This window comes from Candidatus Ulvibacter alkanivorans (assembly GCF_003333325.1).
Taxonomy (GTDB): domain Bacteria; phylum Bacteroidota; class Bacteroidia; order Flavobacteriales; family Flavobacteriaceae; genus Ulvibacter_A; species Ulvibacter_A alkanivorans.
In genome coordinates this window covers 1-22519 of the sequence record NZ_QOLC01000068.1, presented here as the reverse complement: position 1 = coordinate 22519, position 22519 = coordinate 1, and the positions used below count along the sequence as shown (strand labels likewise).

The window sequence follows — 22519 nt, the reverse complement described above, 5'->3', positions numbered from 1 at the left end:
ACCAAATTACTAAAAAATTAATCGAGAGAAATTTCTATGAAGAAAATTAACATCATTATAACTTTTATAGTAAGCATACTACTTTTAAGCTGTGCTACCTACCAACCTCAATACCGTTCAAATACCGCTAATACAAACAACCTTCCTGCTAAGGAAATTGATAAATCCTTTGTATTAATGGGGGATGCAGGTTTTTCTTCGGAAAGTTCCACGATAGCGATCACGGCCTTAGATAATTTTTTGGCTAAAAACGGTACTAAAGACCATCAAGTCCTTTTTCTTGGAAATAGCTTTTATCCGGCAGGACTCCCAAAAAAGAGTGATCCAAACCACGCAAAGGCCATAGCTAATTTTCAACCGCAGTTAGATGCGGTTAAAAATTTTGAAGGCAAGGTATATGTGCTACCTGGGAATTTAGATTGGAAAGCCAGTGTAGACGGTCTAGAACGTGAAGAAGACCTTTTAAAGGCCGCTTTGGACCAAGAAGATATCTTAGAACCAAACAACGGTTGTCCATTAAAATTAATAGAGATAGGCGATACAATAGCCTTATTGTTAATCGACACACAATGGTATATCGAAAATTGGGACGATCATCCGCAGATGAATGATAAATGCGAGATCAAAACGCGAGAGAAATTCTTGATCGAGATAGAGGGGGAGCTAAAAAAGAACAAAGATCGCACCATGGTGGTCGCCATGCACCATCCATTGCTTACCAATGGGAAGTACGGTGGGCGCTATACTTTTAAGAATCAATTGTTACCTGTTCCGGGACTTGCAACGCTAATTACACAGGTGCGTAGTCAAGGTGCCATCTCTAAGCAGGATCGTTACAATGAACGGTACCACGAGTTAATGCAACGACTTAACGTTTTGGCTAAAGATCACAACAGGTTGGTGTTTGCCTCGGGTCATGACAGATCACTTCAGTATATAGAAGATGCGAACACAAAACAAATAGTTTCAGGAGCTGGTGGAGATACAACAGCTGCAGCCTTAGGGAGTTTTGGCGAATTTAGCTTTGGAGGTCCCGGATTTGCAGTTTTAAATGTGTATACCGATGGTTCTTCGGCTGTTGGTTTTTATAAAGCAGAAACCGACGGTTCCTCGACATTACTCTTTAGTAAGGAAATTATAGAAGGTGAGCGAGAGTACGACCTGTCGACCCTTCCCAATTCGTTTCCAGCAACCAAGAAAACAGCAGTCTACGACCAAGATCGCGTGGAGCGAACCGGATTCTTTAAAACTGTCTGGGGCGACCATTATCGAAAGATATATGGTACCGAGGTTACCGCCAAGGTAGTGATGTTAGATACGTTGTACGGTGGACTCACAGTAGAACGAGCGGGTGGTGGCCACCAAACGCGATCACTGCGCTTAAAAGGGAAAGAGGGTAGAGATTACAACATGCGCGCGCTTAAAAAGAGCGCCGTTCAGTTTTTGCAGACCGTTATCATAAAGGACAAGGAAATTGAAGATGATTTTAAGAACACCATCCCCGAGGACCTCATTTTAGATTTTTATACCGCAGCACATCCTTATGGTGCATTTACAATTCCAAAATTAGCCGATGCTGCAAAGGTTTTTCATACCAATCCGAAGTTGTATTACGTCCCTAAACAAAAAGCATTGGGAAAATTCAACGAATCGTATGGGGATGAACTCTACATGATCGTAGAACGACCCGACGAAGAATACGACGGAGCCATTTTTAACTACGCCGATGATATCGAGAGTACCGATGATATTTTAGAAAAAGTGCGAAGCGATGAGGAAAACGTGATAGATGAAAAAACCTATATTAGAGCGCGTGTGTTCGATATGCTAATTGGTGATTGGGACCGCCATAACGACCAATGGCGATGGGCAGAATTTAAGGATCAAGACGGAAAAGATGTGTTTGTTCCAATTCCGCGTGACCGTGATCAAGTGTATGCTAATTTCGATGGTGGAATCCTTGACGTAGCACGAACCTTATTTAGTAGCTCAAGACAATTTCAAGTATATGGAGCCGAGTTAGAACACACCAAATGGTTCAACGCAGCCGGAATTAAACTAGATCGAGCACTAATCGAGAACTACGGAAAGGACGAATGGATAGCGCAAGCAAGTTTTATACAACAAAATGTGACCGATGCCGTAATTGAAAATGCCTTTAAGGATATGCCCATAGAGGCCCAAGACGAGACAGCAGCCGATATAAAAGCCAAATTAAAGGGGAGGCGTGATAATCTTGTAAAGGTCGCTACCGAATACTACGAGTATCTGTCTAAATTACAAACCATCACAGGAACCGACAAAGACGATCATTTCGATATTGAACGACTTCCAAACGGAGAAACGCATATTAAAGTGTTTCGTATCAAAGATGGAAAAAAAGCAGATGTACTAATAGATCGTACGTTTAGCAGCGATGAAACTCGAGAGATCTGGGTGTATGGTTTAGACGACGACGACGTTTTCGAAGTTCGAGGCAAAGGTGATCGACCAATCTTTATTCGGATCATTGGTGGACAGAACAACGATACCTACAATATTTCGAACGGTCGTAAGATCAAAGTATACGACCATAAGAGTAAGGAGAATACCATTAATGAAAAAGGAGGCGCCGCATTTCGCCTTACCGATAACTACGATTTTAACACCTACGATTACACCAAGTTGATACGAACCAATAATCTATTATTGCCGGCCATAGGCTTTAATCCGGACGATGGTTTTAAAGTTGGACTTAGTGATGTGTATATCATTAATGGCTTTCAACGAAATCCTTTCACACAACAACATCGTTTCGCGTTGGGCTATTATTTTGCTACCCAAAGTTTTGATGCGAGCTACGAAGGAGAATTTGCCAATATCTTTGGGGATTGGAATTTTATTGTTGGCGGACATTTTAGGAACCCTAATTTTTCTGAAAATTTCTTTGGCTTCGGAAACGAAACCGTTAACCTTGAAGCCGAATCAGATGATTTCGACCTAGATTTTAATAGAGTACGAATAGGAAGCTATGGCGTTCATTTAGGAATACAACAAGACACGCCTTACGGAAGCTTTTTCAGATTTACCGCAAACTTTGAAGGTATTGAAGTAGAAGACACCGATGGACGGTTTATTTCGATCGTACGACCTATAGAATTAGATGAACGTAAATATTTCGTAACGGCAGAAGCTACATATGCCTATGAAAGTTACGATAACAAAGTAAACCCTTCCAGAGGTATGAATTTCGACCTCACCATTGGAGGAACCCAAAATATTGAAGATACCGATCGTACATTTACATATATAAAACCGTATTTCGGACTCTATAATTCCTTGTCAAAAAACCGTAAATGGGTATTAAAGACCGTCGCACAAGGACAAGTAAACATTGGAGACGATTTTGAATTTTATCAAGCAGCACAACTAGGTAGTGATACAGGTCTTCGCGGATTTAGAGACGAAAGATTTACCGGTCGCAGTGCAGCGGTAGGAAGTGTCGATCTACGCTACAGTTTCGATCGCTTTCGAACGGGACTCACTCCGGTTCAAGTTGGAATATTTGGAGGCTATGATATAGGTCGTGTTTGGGTGCCTAACGATACGTCTGATGTTTGGCACAACGATTACGGAGGAGGTTTTTGGGTGAATGCTGCTGATTTGGTAAGTGGAACCTTTAATCTTTTTAATTCCGAAGAAGGACTAAGATTCTCCTTTGGTCTAGCCGTATCAATGTAATATTATGTTTCAGAAGAATTCGATTTACTATATACTAGGTGTATTACTGTTGGCCTCCTGTGCCTCCTATGAACCGCAATACCGTCATCCCGATAAAATACCGGTATATCCTTCAGAAAAAGAAATAGAGAAAACATTTTATCTTATTGGAGATGCAGGATATTCTAAACCGGGAGGCATGAGTAAAGGGCTTCAAGTGGTGCAAAATTTTTTAAAAACTCAAAAAACTTCAGGAAATTACGCGATTTTTCTTGGCGATAATATCTACCCGGACGGAATGCCTCCACAAGGCGCACCCGGTCGAAAAAATGCGGAGCATCGTTTAGATGCCCAATACCAAGCGGTAAAAGATTACGATGGGCAGGTTATTTTTATTCCCGGAAATCACGATTGGTATAGTGAAGGTTTGCTGGGTTTAAAGAGACAAGAACTGTATTTTGAATCGAAAATTAAAGATCGAAAAGTTTTCAAACCCAACAATGGGTGCCCGCTTGAAAGTATCGAAGTAACCGAGAATGTTCAGTTGTTATTGGTCGATACCCAATGGTATTTAGAAGACTGGGATATTCACCCGTCTATTAACGAATTCTGTGATATAAAAACACGTGAGAAGTTCTTTATCGAGATTGGGCTGGAGCTAGAAAAACATCAGGATAAGACCATCGTTTTTGCAATGCATCATCCTATGTTTACGAATGGAAATCACGGTGGCTATTTTGCGGCCCAAAAACATCTTTATCCAACGCAAAAGAAGTTGCCCTTACCAATCTTAGCTTCTCTGGTGGCTCAAATTCGATCACAAGGCGGTGTATCGGTTCAAGACAGGTACAACGAGCTTTACAATAAGTTAATGATCCGTTTGGGGACCATTGCTAAAAATAACGATAGGATCGTTTTCGCTTCGGGACATGAGCATACTTTACAACATATCGAAAGAGACGGTCTAACCCAAATCGTTTCAGGTTCCGGTGCAAAAAGTTCATTCTCTTCGTTGGGGAACGACGGACTCTTTAGTTACGGCGGACAAGGGTTTGCGGTCATGGACGTATTTACCGATGGCTCTTCTTGGGTACGTTATTACGGTGGTGACGATAATTACAATCCCGTGCTGCTCTACGAAAAGGAATTATTCCCTCCTAGAAAGACCTACGATACAAGCAATTTACCTACCGTTTTCCCCGAGGAAGTTGAAACTTCGATCTATACACAAGATAGTATACGAGAGGCAGTGTTCTTTAGGACTGTTTGGGGAGCAAAGTATAAAGATGCATATTCAACAAGGATCAAGGCCAATGTAGGGCGATTGGATTCTCTGTTTGGTGGTGTTGAAGTTATAAAAGAGGATGGAGCCAATGATTACAAGGCCTTGCGATTGCGTGATGCAGACGGCAATGAATATCGTATGCGCGCGCTTCGGAAGAATGCATTGCAATACACGCGACAAATTGCAGAAGTAAAGAATACCAAAGAAGAAACTGAGTCGGCTACCGAAGAAACCACCATTACCTTACCGGATAACTTCGATGTAAATTTTTATACGGCATCCCACCCGTATGCGGTCATGGCAGTGCCTAAAATGGCCGATGCCGTAAATATTTTTTACACACGGCCAAGACTGTTTTACATACCTAAACAAGAGCGGCTGGGCGTTTATAACGAGAAATATGGAGACGAACTCTATTTTGTTTCCATCGAGCCTAATGAAGATAGTGAAGGGGAACGCACGTTTCAGTATCCCGATGATATCGAAACCACAGACGATATTTTAATAAAACTACGACAACAGGGAGAGATTTTTGTAGATGAAGGAAATTATATTAAATCCCGTTTATTCGATATGCTCATTGGCGATTGGGATCGCGAGACCGATCATTGGCGATGGGCCGAATTTTATAACTTAGATAGCCTAAATGTGTACGTCCCTATTCCGAAGAACAGAGACGATGCATTCTCCAGCTTCGAAGGAAATATTGTCGATTTGGCGCGTTCTATCTTCGGAAGCAGTAACCAAAAGCATGTGTACGATGAGAAATTAACAGACATTGCTTGGTTCAATAAAGAAGGGATTATTCTAGATCGTGCTTTGTTGAAGCGGTCCGGGAGACAACAATGGATGTATCAAGCAAAATTTTTGCAGGAACAAATTAGTGATGCCCTCATTTCCGAAGCATTTAACGAAATACCTGAAGCGGTTAGAGATGCTTCCCTTGAAGAGATCATCGAACGACTTAAAAAACGGAGAGACAACCTTACCGATATAGCCGATCGCTATTATACGTTTTTATCCACACTACAAACCATCACCGCAACCGATAATAATGACATCATAGAAATTACGCGTCTTTCGGAAGGAAGAACACAAGTAGCGGTATTTAAGATCGAAGACGGAAAGAAAGCAGAACAAACCATAGATCGAATTTATAAAAGCAGCGATACGCGAGAATTGTGGATCTATGGTCTAGACGGAAAAGACATCATAAGTGTTTCCGGAGAGGAAAGCGATGACCTTATTTTCCTCAGGTTAATAGGTGGACAAGAAAAGGACCTATATAGGATACATTCGGGGAAACGAGTAAAAGTTTACGACCAAGAAAGCAGACCCAACGAAGTAGAAGTAAAACAAGGGGGTACCCTACGATTTACCGATGTATATACCTTGAACACCTACGATTTTCGAAAACAAATTGACAAGGATAACAATATTGCAGCGGCCATTGGTTTTAATCCGGACGATGGGTTTCGTACTGGCTTACAATACGTTTATAAGTTGAATGGTTTTCAACGGAATCCATTTTCTCAACAACATGTGATAAATGCCGGTTATTATTTCGATACCTCAAGTTTTGATATCGAATACAATGGTGAATTTGCAAATATTCAAGATGACCTAAACCTAAGTATCGAGGCTCGAATTACAAGTCCGAACTACACCGTTAATTATTTTGGCTACGGAAACGAAACACAAAACTTTCAAGACTTGGCGGGCGTTGGATTTGAAGCAAATAGATTAGAATTGCAAACTATTTCTACCGCTCTCGGATTGTTGCGTAATTCAAACTTTGGTAGTTTTTTCAAGGTACAACTAAAAGGAGAGGCTATTACCATTAACAGTCCTATTACCGGTCGTGTAAACGCTACCAATACCAGTCGACCGGAAGACACCGATTATTTTGGAACTTTAGAGGCTATTTACAGCTATCGCAGTTTCGACAATGCTCGAAATCCAACTCGCGGAATGCTCTTCGATCTTAACATTGGCGCCAAAGATAACTTACAAGATCTTGATCGCTATTTCGGCTTTCTTAGTACACGACTCGGATTTTACAATGCGTTGAATGCCACCAATAAATTAGTGCTGCGCACCAACGTTCGTGCGAAATTTAATTTTGGCAACCGTTTTGAATTTTATCAGGGAGTACAATTAGGAGGCGAGACCGGACTAAGAGGTTTTAGAGAAGAACGATTTACCGGAAAGTCGGCCTTAGTAGGAAATGCCGATATTAGATATAGTTTTAACGAATTTAATATCGAACTCATCCCCATACAAATTGGAATATATGCGGGAGGTGATCTAGGTCGAGTTTGGATACCTTCACGTCTTTCTGAAAAATGGCATAACTCTTACGGGGGCGGCCTTTGGGTCAATGGCTCGGGGGATCTGGGCGCCACATTTAGTGCCTTCCGATCTTCGGAAGGAACTCGATACAGCTTTGGTGTCGGATTTACATTTTAAACGAATAATTGCCATCTATGACCTACCTAAAAAAAATACTGACTCTTTCTTGTTTTACTGCGATCTTGGCTTCATGTGCTGTTAACGGTATAATGCGCAACGAGGAAGCTTCAGTCGCGGATTATCCTTCAAAATCAGAGTTACATCAACGTTTTTACATTTTAGGAGGAGCAGCCAATGGTGATAGTGAAAAGATACTTTCAGAAGTAAAAAACAGTATTAAACTAGATACTGCGCTACCGACTTCAATACTTTTTATCGGAGACAATGTAAATGAAAAGAGCGAGAAAGGCATAAAGAAAGACCTTGACCGGCAAATTGCCGTAGAAAAGGAAACAGGAGCGAATGCATATTTTGTTCCCGGAAATTACGATTGGGCCTACGACGCCAATGATGGTTTGGAAGTAATGGAAGACTATCTCGAGTCGAAACTAAATAGGGAAGAAGTGTTGACCCCCAATAATGGGTGCCCTATAGAGTCTGTTGATATTAGTGAGGACGTACAGCTTATCGTAGTAGATAGTCAATGGTATATCAATGATTGGGACCGGTTGCATGAGATGAACGACAAGTGTGAAATCAAAACACGCGAAAAACTACTGAACGAATTAGGAGGGGAGTTTAAAAAAAGTGCCAATAAGACCATTATACTCGCTATGCACCATCCCATCTTCACTAACGGTTCGCATGGCGGCCGATTTTCGTTTAGAGACCATATCTTTCCACTGCAGGGTAATATTCCATTGCCTCTTATTGGGACGCTAGTAACCCAAATTAGAGCACAAGGCGCAATCTCGGTACAAGATCGATATAACAAGCGATACAAAGAACTAAGCGACCATATTTTAAACGTATTAGAAAGTAATTCAGACAAACGCATAATCTTGGTGTCTGGGCATGAACGAAACCTACAGTATATTGAGAAAGGATCGGTAAAACAAATTATTTCCGGCAGCGCAGGAGATACAAGGCCGGTGTCTATAAGTGATAATGGGCTTTTTTCATACGGCGGTCAAGGGTTCGTGGTCTTAGATGTACATAAAGACACCAGTGTTTGGAGCGCATTTTATGGATTGGATAGTAATGGAGCGAGTAAGCTGTTGTTTCGAAATCAAGTATTAGAAAAGGCTCCTATTCCGGTCTTAGATACACTGCCAACGACTTTTCCCCCCACTGTTCAAGCGTCGGTATATGATCTGGAGAAAGTTCAGAAATCTGATTTTTTTAAATCGTTTTGGGGAGATCATTATAGAGAAGTCTACGGAAAAAAAGTAACTGCTAAAGTAGCTTTGTTAGACACCCTATATGGTGGGTTAGAGGTTGTGCGCCCGGGCGGAGGACACCAAACGCGATCATTGCGATTGGTTACAAAAGACGGAAAAGAATACAACATGCGTGCTTTAAAGAAAAGTGCCGTTCAATTTCTCGAGACTACTGGCTTTAAAGGTATAGATGCCGAAAAGTATTTTAGAAATACAGTTCCGGAGGATTTGATCATGGATTTTTATACTGCTGCACATCCGTATGGAGCTTTCGCAATACCTACCATGGCTAAAGCTGCCGGAGTATATTACACCACTCCCGAGCTCTTTTATGTGCCACAACAACATGCGTTGGGGAAATACAACCAAGAGTACGGAAATCAACTCTATATGATCGTTGAACGTCCAGCAGAAGAATACGAAGACCGAAAAAGTTTTGGTTATCCGGACGATATAGAAAGTACCGACGATCTTTTGCAGAAATTACGAGAAGACGAGGCGTATGTATTAGACGAAGCGGCATATATTCGTGCGCGTATCTTCGATATGCTCATAGGGGATTGGGATCGGCATAGCGATCAGTGGCGATGGGCCGAATTTGAGAAGGATGGCGGTAAGGTCTTTGTTCCTATCCCAAGAGACCGGGACCAAGTATTTGCAAATTTTGACGGCACCTTCCTAAACCTGCTGCGGTCCATCATGGGGAGCGCAAATCAGTTTGGAATATACGGTCCCGACATACATGATGTAAAATGGTTCAATGCCGCGGGATCGAAATTGGATCGTGCTTTAATTAAACGCAGTGATCGTTCGGTATGGATTAAAGAGGCCAAGAAATTACAACAAACCATCGATTCTACCGTGGTAGAAAGATCGTTTGCTGCCTTACCTTCGGAAGTGCAAGACAGTACGCTCATCGAGATCAAGACGAACTTAATGCAACGTAAAGCGAATCTCGTAGCTATTGTAGAACGCTATTACGATGAGTTTATAAAATTCCAAATGTTAACAGGAACCGATAAAGATGACTATTTTGAAATAGAACGCTTTACAGACGGTTCGACCCGAATTAAAGCCTTCAGAATAAAAGATGGTGAAAAAGGAGAAGTGTTATTCGATCGCACCTACCACAGGGAAGAAACGAACGAAATTTGGTTATATGGCTTGGATGACGATGATGTTTTTAGCATTACAGGTAATGCCAAAAAAGCAATTTTACTTAGAATTATTGGCGGGCAGAACAAAGATACCTACAATGTTTCCGAAGGAAATAAAGTAAAGATCTACGATAGAAGGGACAGGGAAAGTGAAATCAAGAACAAGGGTGGTGCACAATTTCGGTTTACGAATTTCTATGAGGCGAACTCTTACAACTACAAAAAGACACAGACCACCAATAGTAATATACAGTTTAACGTAGGTTATAATCCTGATGACGGTACTACTTTGTCGGCCGGATTTTCAAGGGCGGTGAATCAATTTATAGAAAATCCGTATGGGCGTTTGACCACTTTTCAAGTGAATTACCATTTCTTGACCCAGGGATTAGACATTCGCTTAATGAAGGGATATGCGGCCTTTGTGCGGGATTATAATTTTGTTATAGATAGTAGGTATACTTCTAAGAATTATACCGAGAATTTCTTTGGCTTCGGAAACGAAACGCTAAATCTCGACGAGTCACTTTCATTAGATTACAATCGAGTTAATTTGAGTCAGTACAACGGCGGAATTGGTCTTGAACGAGAATCGGATTATGGGAGCTTCTTTCAGTTAAAATACGACATTCGCACTGTTGAGGTAGTTAGTAACGGCTCTAATTTTATTTCCGAAGTGTTGCCTGCAACCCTCGGTTCACGCTCTTATTTTGGCATCCCCAATGCTACCTTTCGATATAAGAACTACGACAATGAAGAATTTCCCGCCAAGGGAATGCTTTTTGAGACCAATGCGAGCGCGATAGACGATCTTGGCAGCAATACCCTAACCGGCGTCTTAGATGGCACCCTGACCTTTCACAACGCTTTATTGAGCAATAAACGATTGGTGCTAAAGACCAAGGCCAGCACTAAACTGCTTTTTGGTGATGACCCAAAGTTCTACCAGTTTGCACAATTGGGTGCCGATACCGGACTTCGTGCTTATCGAAATCAGCGATTCACAGGTACGCAAAGTTTGGTGGGAAGTGTGGACCTAAATTATGGATTCCAGCCCTTAAAGACCTTTTTATTTCCGTTAACCATATCGGTTTATGGCGGGTACGATATTGGAAGGGTTTGGATAGACTCTGAAGACAGTCAAGTTTGGCACGATGCTTACGGAGGTGGGTTTTTAGTAAAATGGACCAATGCACTATCGGGCAACTTTAGTGCCTTTACCGGAGAAGAAGGAACGCGGGTGGAGTTCGGATTTAGTTTTTCTTATTAAGGGGAAGTTGATATATATTTCCACCTCGAAATCCGACCAATTCGTCGGCAAGTAACAAGGTACTGTCGTTCTTGAAGGTGACACTTTCTTTTTGCGATCGATGCCCAAGTGTTATTTCATAAAATTGTGCATTCTTCAGTTTTTCTTCGGAAAAATCTTCGATCAACCAAACCTTGTCATAGCTTAGTAATACAGCAGCGTTTGAAGTGTGATGCAGACTTGCTGAGGTGATTTGGCAACCGGATTTATTAGCACAGCTTTTAAAACTTGAAATTAAGGTGGCTTGGTGATCTCCGGGAGCTACCGGTAGCCGATACACTTTTACCGTTCCGTCGAATTTTGAACTTCTGTTTCGGGTAAAAAGATAAAAATTTCCATCGTGAACAAGAAAGGCTTCAATATCGAAATTCCGTTGTTTCCGCTTCGGAGGAAACTCCTTTTGGTCTTCTAAATAAAAGGTGGTTTTGATCGCCTCGGTTTCGTTTGTGCTTATGGTGTTTAGCTTCGGAATTTTGTAGATAGCGAGATCCTTGCGGTTATTACGGTTGTTTCCGAAGTCACCAACATAGAGATTCCCTGCGGCATCCGATGCGAGGTCCTCCCAGTCATTATTTTCGGCATTGGTTAGTGAAAGTTCCTTTTCGATACGATTTGTCACCACATTATACGCATAGACACTAGCATCGTTTCCTGAATCATTGACCATCCAGATCAAGGAAGATCCCGAAACGTTTTCGATACCGCTTATTTCATGTAGGTGGTTTGGTAAAGAGGCGAGTACTCTTAATTTTCCATGATCGGTTTGACAACCGGAAAGGAAGAAGAGGCAATATGCTATGAGGAATGTAAACTTCATAAAAAAACGTGCTTACCAAACGAGCAACTCGACATCTAAGTTACACGATTTAGAAAGCACGTCTTAGTAAATTTATAAATTAAGCTTCTGGATGTGAACTTCCTGCTTTCATGGTCCAGGCGTCTAGCATCCAACTTACTTTTTCAATATCTGCTATATAACCGCCAATTAGGTCTATTGTTCCTTCATCACCGGCCTTATCTGCCTTTTCGATTACGCTACGCATTTGTTTTAAGATGGTACCGTGGTCTTTTAATAATTCTGAAACCATTTCGGTGTCTTTAATGTCTGAAGACGCCTCATCGATATTCGATTGTTGTAAATAGTCTGAAAGATTACTTACCGGCTGGAATCGCAGCGTTAAGATACGCTCTGCGATCTCATCTATCTTGAGTTTTGCATCATCGTACATTTCTTCGAACTTAATATGAAGATCGAAGAAGTTCTTTCCAACGATGTTCCAATGGAAATTTCGTAGTTTTTGATAGTAAACATGGTAATCGCTCAATAAGGTGTTGAGCTCTTTGGCGGTTGCTGCTGTTTTTTTCTTGTCTAAGTTCAAGTAATTCATTTTGTTGATTATTGTTTGTATAAAGGTACAAGCAAGTGAACTTCAATCCAATTTTAGCGATCTGTTTAGTCTTTTTTTAACGCAGTTTAAGCCTATTTTAAGAAAGGAAGAAGCCTTGATATGGTAAAGAGGTTTACACTAAATTGTTGTAGCTTTGCACACTTTAAAAATTGCGCCATTATAATGAACAAAAACCTACATATTGCGATCCGTGCCGCTATTGAAGCCGGGAAGGCCATACTAGAGGTATATGCCACCGATTTTGATGTTGAACACAAAGGTGACGATTCGCCATTGACCACCGCCGATAAGAACGCCAATGCAGTTATTAACAGTTATTTGCGACCAACGTCGATCCCTATTATTAGTGAAGAGAACAAACAAACTGACTATGCAGAACGCAAAACGTGGAGTGAATGCTGGATCGTGGACCCATTAGACGGAACCAAAGAATTCATAAAACGCAATGGTGAGTTTACTGTAAATATAGCGTTGGTAAAAGATGGAAACCCCGAATTGGGCGTTATTTATGTACCAGTATCGAACACCTTGTATTTTACTTCGGAAGAGGGTAGTGCCGCATTTAAGATAACGCTAGAGAATCCGGATCTGTCTGTAGAAGAAATTATACAACAAGCGGAAGCAATTAATCCGGCACACGAGAATAACGACCTAACAAAGATCGTTGGAAGCAGATCTCACTTGAACGAGGATACTAAACAATTTATTTCAGAAAAGGAAAAAGAAGGCAAGGTTGAAATTGTGTCTAAGGGAAGTTCGTTAAAATTTTGTCTAGTTGCTGAAGGCGAAGCACATTTATATCCGCGTTATGCCCCTACCATGGAGTGGGATACTGCGGCGGGACAGGCCATTTGCCAAGCTGCCGGTGTGCAGGTAATCGATAATACGACAGGAAGACCGTTACGATACAATAAAGAAAACCTCTTGAATCCGTATTTTTTGGTCACAACCTAAGTTATGGCAGCAATAAAGCAAGAATCTCATTTGAGGAGCCTCTTAAAAGGTATCTCATGGCGTGTCATCGCTACCACCGATACCATTTTGGTTACGTTGCTCATTACATGTTTAATGGGAGTTTGTAGTATTGAAGATGCCTTAAAGATTGGTGCAGCAGAATTCTTGATCAAATTTTTTATTTATTATGCGCACGAACGATTTTGGCAACGCTATCGGGACGAGAACGGATTTTCGCCACGAAAGGTTTTATATAAAACAATTACATGGCGGGTAGTGGCAACGACTACCACCTTTATAATTGCTGGAACTGTGCTTAATACATTCAATGAAGTGGCACTTTTTATCGCGTTAACCGAGTTAATTACTAAATTTGCACTTTATTATTTCCACGAGCAATTATGGTTGCGTTTGCCTTTAGGTAAGATTCGGAATTATTTTTATAAAAAAATAGGACGCTAATGCAGGAGAATATCATTCCACACGATTTTTCGGTCACGCAACGTGAACGAAGTATTCAGAAAGAACATAAGCCTTTACTGCTTTGGTTTACCGGGCTGTCCGGTTCCGGCAAGTCTACTATAGCCAACGCCGTTGAGAATGCTTTGTACAGTAATGGGTATCACACCTATATCCTAGATGGTGATAACGTTCGAAAAGGGCTAAATAGCAACCTAAGTTTTACTGAAGAAGACCGAACCGAGAACATTCGAAGAATTGCCGAAGTGGCTAATTTAATGCTGGATGCCGGATTGGTAGTCTTGGCGGCTTTTGTTTCACCCTATGCCAAGGACCGAGAAAATATTAAAAAGACCGTGGGATACACTCGATATATAGAGGTTTTTGTGAATACTCCCATTGCCGAATGTGAACGAAGAGATGTAAAAGGGTTGTACGCCAAGGCAAGAGCAGGGGAGATTCAAAACTTTACAGGTGTGAATGCTCCGTATGAGGCGCCTGTGAGCCCCGATGTTCAAATCGATACCACAGAACAGTCTGTTGAGGATGCTGTAAAGATCATTTTAAAACATATAGAACACAAATTAAAACTATAATGAGTAAGTATTATTTAAATTATCTGGACGAATTAGAGTCGGAAGCCATATTTATATTAAGAGAGGTATGGGCACAGTTTGAGAATCCGGTGATTCTATTTTCGGGTGGTAAGGACTCCATTCTAGTTACTCATTTGGCACAAAAGGCATTTTATCCTGCTAAGATTCCGTTTCCTTTAATGCATGTGGACACCGGACATAATTTCCCGGAAACCATTCAGTTTCGTGACGATCTAATCAAGGGATTAGATGCGCAGCTTATTGTTGGGTCTGTACAAGAATCCATTGATACCGGAAGGGTTGCTGAGGAAAAAGGTAAAAGCGCAACCCGAAATGCATTGCAAATTACAACCCTGTTAGATGCTATAGAATCTAATAAGGTTGATTGTGCCATTGGTGGTGGAAGGAGAGACGAAGAAAAAGCACGTGCTAAAGAGCGTTTTTTCTCACATCGGGATGATTTTGGACAATGGGACCCTAAAAACCAACGTCCGGAATTGTGGAATATCTTAAATGGAAAACATTTTGAAGGAGAACATTTTAGAGCTTTTCCTATAAGTAATTGGACCGAAATGGACGTTTGGAACTACATACTTCGAGAGAACATAAAAATCCCGTCCTTGTATTTTGCACATGAGCGTGAAGTTGTTTGGCGCAGTGATTCTTGGATTCCTGTTTCTGAACATTTAACGTTGGAGGAGGGCGAAGAAGTGCATACCAAAAAAATACGTTTTAGAACCTTGGGTGATATTACGATCACCGGTGGGATTGAAAGTGATGCCGATACATTAGAGAAGATCGTAGGTGAAGTAGCTGCTATGAAACAGACCGAACGCGGAAATCGCAGTGACGACAAACGAAGTGAAACCGCAATGGAAGATCGCAAACGACAAGGTTACTTTTAATTGCAGGGCTTTTCAGAAAAAATCATTGCGCAACAATTATTGAAAATTAGATCATGAGTACGACACAAATAGATAACAATCAATTACTACGTTTTACAACTGCCGGTAGTGTAGACGATGGGAAAAGCACCTTGATAGGCCGACTTCTATACGACAGCAAGGCTATTTTTGAAGACCAATTGGCAGCGGTCGAAACTACGAGTAAGCGAAAAGGGCACCAAGGCGTTGACCTGGCATTGTTCACCGACGGATTAAAGGACGAAAGAGAACAAGGGATTACGATCGATGTGGCATACCGATATTTTACAACGCCAAAGCGTAAGTTTATCATTGCCGACACGCCCGGACATATTCAGTACACGCGAAATATGGTAACCGGCGCCTCTACGGCCAATGCCGCCCTTATATTGATCGATGCTCGAAATGGGGTTATTGAACAAACCAAACGTCATGCCTTTATTGCTTCTTTGCTTCAGATTCCTCATTTGATCGTGTGTATCAATAAAATGGATCTGGTAGATTATTCCGAAGAAATATATGAAGATATCATTCATCAGTTTGAAGAATTTTCTTCGAAGTTGTATGTAAAAGACGTTCGTTTCTTGCCTATAAGCGCTTTGGATGGTGATAATGTTGTAAACAGGTCTGAAAATATGAAATGGTTTCAAGGCGCTCCTTTACTACACACCTTAGAGAACTTGCATATTAGTAGTGATATTAACAAGATCGATGCGCGATTTCCGGTACAAACGGTTTTACGTCCGCAGCGTGATGGCTATATAGATTATCGCGGCTATGCCGGTCGCGTTGCCAGTGGGATCTTTAGACCGGGTGATGATATTACGGTAATGCCGTCCGGTTTTACCTCTAAAATTCGTTCTATAGACACTATGGATGCGCAATTGGAAGAAGCCTATGCGCCTATGTCGGTTGCGATTACCTTAGAAGATGATATCGACATAAGTAGGGGTGATATGATAGTCAAGACCAATAATAAGCCCGAGCCTACACAAGAATTTGATGCCATGCTATGTTGGTTACATAAAGACACGGCACGACCAAGAGCGAAGTACAGTATTGTTCATACCTCGAATGAGCAGAAGGCCATGATAAAGGACATACTATATAAGATCGATATTAATACATACAATCGGGACGAAGAAAATAAGGACCTAAGTATGAACGATATTGCACGTATCAAGGTACGCACTACGCGCCCGCTAATGATCGATGAATATCGCGACAACCGAATAACCGGTAGTTTTATTCTAATCGATGACAGCACTCATGAAACCGTGGCAGCTGGGATGATATTATAACTTTAATATGCTCAAATTTGAAGGAAATAAAGCTCGACTTTATCGATTGATTCTTCGTTTTAAGAACTTGACCGATAAAACGGGTGTGTTTATTTCGAAAGGTTCACGAATTGTTCACGGCGCGGTAATTGGAGATGGCAGCCGTTTTAACGGCCCAGTCACCATAAAGGGGGCTGGTGATTGTACCATAGGAAAATATGTAGCCGGAGGTGAACACATCCGATTTATAACGTCCAACCACAAATCGGATGAAATCAATTTGCAATACGCACTTTCAACAAAAATAGGGATTCGGCCGCGTCACTCAGATAAAATGGGTATCACTATTGGCCATAATGTTTGGATTGGAGATCATGTGATCGTTTTGCCTGGCGTAATAGTAGGTAATGGAGCCATTATAGGTGCCGGATCTGTAGTAACTAAAGATGTAGAGCCTTACGCTATTGTGGGTGGAACACCAGCAAAAATGATAAAATATAGATTGCCCTCAGAAAAAATTGATGAACTTGAAAAAGCTGCTTGGTGGGATTGGTCACTTAGTAAGATGCGTGCTCGAAAGGATTTTTTTATGGATACAAATAGTAAGTAAGTGTCTAAATTCTCGAAACTTTTTTCTGCCACAAGCATTCGAAATGCTTCGATTGCGAGCGTTGTGATAAAATTTGCCTCTGCATTTTTTGCTTTTTTAAACGGGGTGCTTCTGGCGCGTCTTTTGGGAGTGGAAGGGTTGGGGTATTATGTGCTTGCTTTTACTACAATGACTTTATTGTCGGTTCCTGCAGCATTAGGAATACCCAATCTGTTGGTTCGGTATATATCTAAATACAACGTTCACGAGAATCTTTCGATGATGAAAGGATTGCTTATTAAGTCGAATCAATTTGTCTTTTTCACATCGGCCTTAATTTTTGCCATTTCTTATATCACCTATTTTTTTTGGTGGAAACATTACAACAATGTGCTGGTAGAAACACTTATTTATTCTTTTTTACTCATACCGTTATTAGGTTTTGGTGGAATAAGAGCAGCCACGCTTCGAGGTCTTAAATTTATCGTACTCGCAGAACTTCCAGAAACGATCATGAGAAATATACTTTTTACTGTATTTCTCCTCGCATTCGTATTTTTCGATTATACGCTAACCCCACAAATTGCAATTATTTTACAAGTAATTGCCGCTGCACTGAGCTTTATTTTGGGGTACTATTTTCTTCAGAAAAAATTATTGAATCGCCTAAAACAGGTACAACCCGAATATCAAATTAAAGAGTGGATACAACAAGCCATTCCTTTTTCGATCAATAGCGGAGTACAGATTGTAAAATCAAAATTATTGGTTTATGTGCTCGCTATCTTCGGAAGTATAGAAGCCGTAGCGATATTTGATGTGGCAGTACGAGGTGCTTCATTGGTGACTTTTACTATGAATAGTTTAAATGCGGCGATTTCACCTTATTTATCGGCTGCCTACGAAGAGGCAAAGTTGAAAAATATACAGACCATTCTTACAAAGGCAAGCCGTGCTATATTTATTCTTTCTCTTCCTGTAGCCTTAGCTTTTATTCTTGGAGGTGAGTGGTTGCTGACGTTAGTTTTTGGTAAAGAATACACCAACGCATATATTCCCCTAGTCATTCTCTGTGTTGGAAACTTAGTAAGTGCAACCACAGGTTCGGTAGGGGTGTTGCTATCAATGACGGGTAGGCAGAAAGTCTTCTCCAATAGCAATGTACTCATGCTTGTTTTAAGTGTAATTTTGAGTATTCCTATGATTATTTATTTCGACACGGTAGGTGCAGCCATCGTATTCGCCTCTTTGTTGATTATACAAAACTTCATGTTGTTTGTATATGTTCGTAAACATATGAAATTGAACACTACCATATTTTGAAAAAAATCATTTACATAGCGGGCGACGGCAGGTCGGGCTCTACCTTACTCGATTCGATACTATCGAATATTGAAAATAGCATCTCGGTAGGCGAATGTCATCGATTTTGGATTCGTTTTTACGAGGGTGAAAGTTTGTGTTCTTGTGGTGAAGAAATGATTCATTGCCCCCTTTGGAGTAAAGTAGATGAGCAATTGAAGCAAAACTTTACTGATTATGATCCTATAGAATTTAAAAAACGCGTTAAGGAAATTCAGTTGTTTAAGAACTTTAGCGAAATTCCCAATATTGTCACATCGGCCAAATGGTCCTCATTTTGTCAACAGGTAAAAGCATTTTATACCATCATCGCGGCACAATCAAATAAAGAAATCATCGTAGATAGTTCCAAAAGTGTCGCTTGGGGCTACTTTCTGTATCACCTCTCTTTTGTAGATATATACTTTATCCACTTAGAACGTGAATTGCCTTCGGTGGCAAATAGCTGGAAGAAGGAAATGCAATTGCCCGAATATACGAACAAGGAAGTATTCATGCCTACCAAATCGACAGCGCTGAGTACCAAACTCTGGTTAAAAATAAAGGTAATGGCGAAAAAGCTTAAGCTCACTCCGCATTACTTGTTTGTTTCTTATGAGAAATTATGCGAACACCCTGAGGCTCAACTGCAACAAATTAAATTATTTTTAGACGAAGAATTTCAGACCGATGCCTTACAGATGCTTCCTACCCATGCCATAGGAGGTAATCCTATGCGTGCCAAAGGCAGCGCGAATATCGAGATTAAGGCGCAAAAAAACAGGTACAACAATTTATCTAAAATTGAGTATTTCGGCTTAAAGGCCATAAATAACTTAGCTAAATCGTTGATTTGATGTTCTCTGTTGTCATTCCATTATATAATAAAGAAAAGTATATCGCTGAGACAGTACAGTCGGTGTTGCAACAAACATATTCCGATTTTGAGATTATTGTAGTGAATGATGGCAGTACCGATACTTCCGAAGCAATTGTAAAGGCTATAGATGATCCGCGTGTTCAACTTATTTCTATTGATAATTCGGGGGTTTCCGTAGCAAGAAATACGGGTATTGAAGCGGCATCCTATGGTTGGATTGCTTTTCTAGACGCCGATGATTACTGGGCTCCTACATTCCTGGAGGAGATGACCAATGCCATGGAAGAGTTTCCAGATCAAAAAATTTTTGCTTCAGGTAGAAGTCGATTATTTAAAAATGAAGTTGATCGATATGCCCACCAATTGCTTCCTAAAGATGGAGAAATGGCATTGTGCAATTACTTTAAAGTTATTGGTAATCATATGCCACCCATTAATTCTTCCAATGTAGTCATAGCTAAGACTTTATTTGAAGAGAAAGGATATTTTAGAAAGGATCAGAAAAAACATGAAGATCACGATCTTTGGATGCGTTTGTGTATAGATGAACCACTTGTTTTTGTAAACAAAGAACTTTCATTTTACCGAAAAACAGTATCAGATTCAGCTTCTCAAGGTCATTATACAGCAACCGATTTTAAGACCTATTTAAATACGATGTTATTGGTACAAGCCAAGCTATCTTCGGAAGAACTACCTTATTTTTCTAAATATGTAAATAAATTCGTGTTGCTTATGTACATAAAATTTTTTTCCGGTTATACTGAAGAGGAGCGTGAACAAATTACGCATCTAGCCAAGAAGTTGCTCAATGCTCGCTATAGAACTCTTCTAAATACGGTAAATGTTGCGCCATTTAACGTGTATGCATTGCTTAAAAAATTAAAAGCATAATGAAGCAAAAAGTAAATCTATTTTTAGTGGGTGCTATGAAAGCAGGTACTACCTCTTTGGTGGAAGTCTTGGGAGCGCATGCTGACATTTATATGCCGCCTATTAAAGAACCTCACTATTTTGTAGATGGATTACCAAAAAATATCTATGAGCCTTCAAAGTTTTTTTCTGAAGCTGATTATTTTAAAAACAATTTTCCGGATCCATTGCATATTGCGCAATTAAAGAACGAAATGCAGTATCAGAAACTATACTCTTTATCCGGAAATGAAGAATATTTATTAGACGCCAGTACAGCGTATTTACACGCACCTGAAGCAGTAGAAAGAATCTACGAGTATAACCCTAATGCAAAAATTTTAATAGTAGTACGAGATCCGTTGCAAAGAGCGTTCTCACATTTTAAAATGGACCTTGCCTTAGGACGTGTTACCGGTAGTTTTGAGAATGCGATTCAGAACGAACTATTGGCCTACCGCAACGATACACTTACTTGGAATTCTTATATGGGAATGAGTTTTTATAACAAACAAATTTCTAGATTTGAAAAAAGGTTTGAGCAAGTATTGGTAATACGACTATCGGACTTGATCAACGAACGACCCACAACCTTAGAGCGATTGGCACAATTCTTATCAATAAAATCCTTCTCCGTAACTAAGACTGCACATAAGAACCAGTCTAAAGAATTGCGATTTCAGAAGGTATTCTATGTATTAAAGCGACTTGGTTTAAAAGATTATTTTTCAAAGATTTTTAGTCCTTCACAACGACAGAAAATTTTTAGTGTAGTAAGTAAGAAAGCCCGACAGCATACAGATCTTTGCGAAGAGACAAGAACAGCGGTCGAAGAAATATTCAATATCGAATCAAACCTATGATTATACTAAATACATGTATTTGTATTATTATTTTCTTAGTTGGCTACAACTTAAAGAATACTATGCGTGGTTTTGATAAAATTGATAGAAAATTTCTTAAACAGCTTTTCTTTTATCACTTTTTAATAGCCATCGCATTTCATTTCTATATTGCTAATTTTGGTGGAGATGCAACTTACTATTGGGAATTCGCCAGGGATTCTTCATTGGAGGATATAATGGAGATCGTAAATCGCGGATCGGCTACCGGTGTATTGTATTTAATAAACTATTTGCCGGCCAACATTTTCCAGCTATCGTTCTTTACTGGAAACATGATGTATGCGTTATTAGGATATGTTGGTTTTGTATACATTTACAAGACATTAAAAGATATTTTTGGTGATCTACGTCAACTGTTTTCTATCAAACTTTTTGGTATTTCTATCCATCCGTGGATTTGGTTCTTACCCAATTTACACTTTTGGTCTTCAGGCATAGGTAAAGACACCATACTGTTTTTTTGTATAGCGGTATTTATTTTCTGTATACAAAAAGTAAGAACACGGTTATTAGGTTTACTAGTAAGTATTATAATATCTCTGGCCATACGACCACATATCACTTTATTTTTACTAGTATCCTTCGGAATAGGTTATATGATCGATGGACGGCTAAAGGGTTACCAAAAAGCCTTGCTATTTATGGTATTCTTGGTTGGTTTTATCTCTATTTTCAATTATGTTTTAGAATTCGTTCAGTTAGAAAGCTTAGAAACTTCTGCGATCGATGAATATGCTTCTACAAAGGCGGCTAATTTAAATAAGGCGCAGTCGGGTTCAGGAATTGATATTAGCTCGTATCCATTCCCGCTTAAAGTGTTCACGTTTTTGTACCGGCCATTATTTTTCGATATTAATGGAATCCTCGCAGTACTTGCTTCAATAGAAAACTTAATTCTATTGCTTTTTACTGTGGCTATATTACGTAATAAACCATTTGCTGCGTTTAAAGGTGGTGCTGTTATTATCAAGTCGATGTTGCTATATTTTATTATGGGTGCAGTCTCTTTTTCACTCATACTCGGAAACTTGGGTATTATGCTTCGTCAAAAGAACATGTTCATTCCTTATTTCATAATTTTCGGATTATG

Annotated in this window: 16 protein-coding genes; 14 read left to right on the top strand and 2 right to left on the bottom strand. The window is 40.1% G+C overall.

The genetic code is table 11. The annotated features are described in order from the left end of the window. The first annotated feature begins 36 nt into the window (after positions 1 to 36). From DWA30_RS05755 to DWA30_RS05745, 3 genes are read left to right on the top strand one after another with little or no spacing between them, the layout of a single operon-like run. Positions 37 to 3720, top strand: coding sequence for a bifunctional metallophosphoesterase/BamA family protein (locus DWA30_RS05755; RefSeq protein ID WP_114491589.1), 3684 nt, complete (start codon positions 37 to 39; stop codon positions 3718 to 3720). Between the two features lie 4 nt (positions 3721 to 3724). Next, positions 3725 to 7453 (top strand): metallophosphoesterase, encoded by a 3729-nt coding sequence (locus tag DWA30_RS05750; RefSeq protein WP_114491588.1) that lies wholly within the window; start codon positions 3725 to 3727, stop codon positions 7451 to 7453. A 17-nt stretch (positions 7454 to 7470) separates the two neighbouring features. Further along, on the top strand, positions 7471 to 11142 hold the full coding sequence (locus tag DWA30_RS05745; RefSeq protein ID WP_136073162.1) for a bifunctional metallophosphoesterase/BamA family protein: 3672 nt from the start codon (positions 7471 to 7473) through the stop codon (positions 11140 to 11142). Here the strand turns inward: DWA30_RS05745 and DWA30_RS05740 are convergent. Both DWA30_RS05740 and DWA30_RS05735 read right to left on the bottom strand, forming a co-directional pair. Beyond that, the gene (locus DWA30_RS05740; RefSeq protein ID WP_114491586.1) at positions 11126 to 11998 is read right to left on the bottom strand and encodes an NHL repeat-containing protein; all 873 of its coding nucleotides are present in this window, start codon (positions 11996 to 11998) and stop codon (positions 11126 to 11128) included. The two genes, DWA30_RS05745 and DWA30_RS05740, sit on opposite strands and share 17 nt — an antisense overlap. A gap of 79 nt (positions 11999 to 12077) precedes the next feature. Beyond that, complete coding sequence (locus DWA30_RS05735; RefSeq protein ID WP_114491585.1) at positions 12078 to 12569, bottom strand: Dps family protein; 492 nt, start codon at positions 12567 to 12569, stop codon at positions 12078 to 12080. Positions 12570 to 12752: 183 nt separating this feature from the next. On the opposite strand from DWA30_RS05735, the gene cysQ reads away from it, so the two are divergent. From cysQ to DWA30_RS05680, 11 genes are all read left to right on the top strand, one after another. After that, entirely contained in the window at positions 12753 to 13544 is a 792-nt protein-coding gene (gene cysQ, locus DWA30_RS05730) for a 3'(2'),5'-bisphosphate nucleotidase CysQ (RefSeq protein ID WP_114491584.1), read from the top strand. 3 nt (positions 13545 to 13547) lie between these two features. Next, the gene (locus tag DWA30_RS05725; protein WP_114491583.1) at positions 13548 to 14006 is read left to right on the top strand and encodes a DUF2061 domain-containing protein; all 459 of its coding nucleotides are present in this window, start codon (positions 13548 to 13550) and stop codon (positions 14004 to 14006) included. Next, positions 14006 to 14599, top strand: a complete 594-nt coding sequence (gene cysC, locus DWA30_RS05720; protein WP_114491582.1) for an adenylyl-sulfate kinase — start codon at positions 14006 to 14008, stop codon at positions 14597 to 14599. The genes DWA30_RS05725 and cysC overlap by 1 nt, the downstream gene beginning before the upstream one ends. Next, positions 14599 to 15504, top strand: a complete 906-nt coding sequence (gene cysD, locus DWA30_RS05715) for a sulfate adenylyltransferase subunit CysD (RefSeq protein ID WP_114491581.1) — start codon at positions 14599 to 14601, stop codon at positions 15502 to 15504. The genes cysC and cysD overlap by 1 nt, the downstream gene beginning before the upstream one ends. A 53-nt stretch (positions 15505 to 15557) precedes the next feature. Then, the gene (locus DWA30_RS05710; protein WP_114491580.1) at positions 15558 to 16823 is read left to right on the top strand and encodes a sulfate adenylyltransferase subunit 1; all 1266 of its coding nucleotides are present in this window, start codon (positions 15558 to 15560) and stop codon (positions 16821 to 16823) included. 7 nt (positions 16824 to 16830) lie between these two features. Then, positions 16831 to 17412, top strand: a complete 582-nt coding sequence (locus DWA30_RS05705; protein WP_114491579.1) for a CatB-related O-acetyltransferase — start codon at positions 16831 to 16833, stop codon at positions 17410 to 17412. Continuing rightward, positions 17413 to 18714: a flippase gene (locus DWA30_RS05700; protein WP_114491578.1), complete on the top strand. Its 1302-nt coding sequence runs from the start codon at positions 17413 to 17415 to the stop codon at positions 18712 to 18714. After that, on the top strand, positions 18711 to 19589 hold the full coding sequence (locus DWA30_RS05695; protein WP_168421745.1) for a sulfotransferase: 879 nt from the start codon (positions 18711 to 18713) through the stop codon (positions 19587 to 19589). Before DWA30_RS05700 ends, DWA30_RS05695 begins: the two co-directional genes overlap by 4 nt. Continuing rightward, positions 19589 to 20506, top strand: a complete 918-nt coding sequence (locus DWA30_RS05690; RefSeq protein WP_114491576.1) for a glycosyltransferase family 2 protein — start codon at positions 19589 to 19591, stop codon at positions 20504 to 20506. Before DWA30_RS05695 ends, DWA30_RS05690 begins: the two co-directional genes overlap by 1 nt. Continuing rightward, on the top strand, positions 20506 to 21387 hold the full coding sequence (locus tag DWA30_RS05685) for a sulfotransferase family protein (protein WP_114491575.1): 882 nt from the start codon (positions 20506 to 20508) through the stop codon (positions 21385 to 21387). The genes DWA30_RS05690 and DWA30_RS05685 overlap by 1 nt, the downstream gene beginning before the upstream one ends. Continuing rightward, the coding region (locus tag DWA30_RS05680) for a hypothetical protein (protein ID WP_136073161.1) at positions 21384 to 22519 on the top strand (1136 nt) is incomplete at its 3' end. The genes DWA30_RS05685 and DWA30_RS05680, both read left to right, overlap by 4 nt.

Excerpts from the sequence above, each read along its gene's own strand:
- DWA30_RS05745 (WP_136073162.1), top strand. The coding sequence starts at position 7,471 with ATGACCTACCTAAAAAAAATACTGACTCTTTCTTGTTTTACTGCGATC.
- DWA30_RS05735 (WP_114491585.1), bottom strand. The coding sequence starts at position 12,569 with ATGAATTACTTGAACTTAGACAAGAAAAAAACAGCAGCAACCGCCAAA.
- DWA30_RS05750 (WP_114491588.1), top strand. The coding sequence starts at position 3,725 with ATGTTTCAGAAGAATTCGATTTACTATATACTAGGTGTATTACTGTTG.
- DWA30_RS05690 (WP_114491576.1), top strand. The coding sequence starts at position 19,589 with ATGTTCTCTGTTGTCATTCCATTATATAATAAAGAAAAGTATATCGCT.
- DWA30_RS05740 (WP_114491586.1), bottom strand. The coding sequence starts at position 11,998 with ATGAAGTTTACATTCCTCATAGCATATTGCCTCTTCTTCCTTTCCGGT.
- cysD (WP_114491581.1), top strand. The coding sequence starts at position 14,599 with ATGAGTAAGTATTATTTAAATTATCTGGACGAATTAGAGTCGGAAGCC.
- DWA30_RS05685 (WP_114491575.1), top strand. The coding sequence starts at position 20,506 with ATGAAGCAAAAAGTAAATCTATTTTTAGTGGGTGCTATGAAAGCAGGT.
- cysQ (WP_114491584.1), top strand. The coding sequence starts at position 12,753 with ATGAACAAAAACCTACATATTGCGATCCGTGCCGCTATTGAAGCCGGG.
- DWA30_RS05725 (WP_114491583.1), top strand. The coding sequence starts at position 13,548 with ATGGCAGCAATAAAGCAAGAATCTCATTTGAGGAGCCTCTTAAAAGGT.
- DWA30_RS05710 (WP_114491580.1), top strand. The coding sequence starts at position 15,558 with ATGAGTACGACACAAATAGATAACAATCAATTACTACGTTTTACAACT.
- cysC (WP_114491582.1), top strand. The coding sequence starts at position 14,006 with ATGCAGGAGAATATCATTCCACACGATTTTTCGGTCACGCAACGTGAA.
- DWA30_RS05705 (WP_114491579.1), top strand. The coding sequence starts at position 16,831 with ATGCTCAAATTTGAAGGAAATAAAGCTCGACTTTATCGATTGATTCTT.
- DWA30_RS05755 (WP_114491589.1), top strand. The coding sequence starts at position 37 with ATGAAGAAAATTAACATCATTATAACTTTTATAGTAAGCATACTACTT.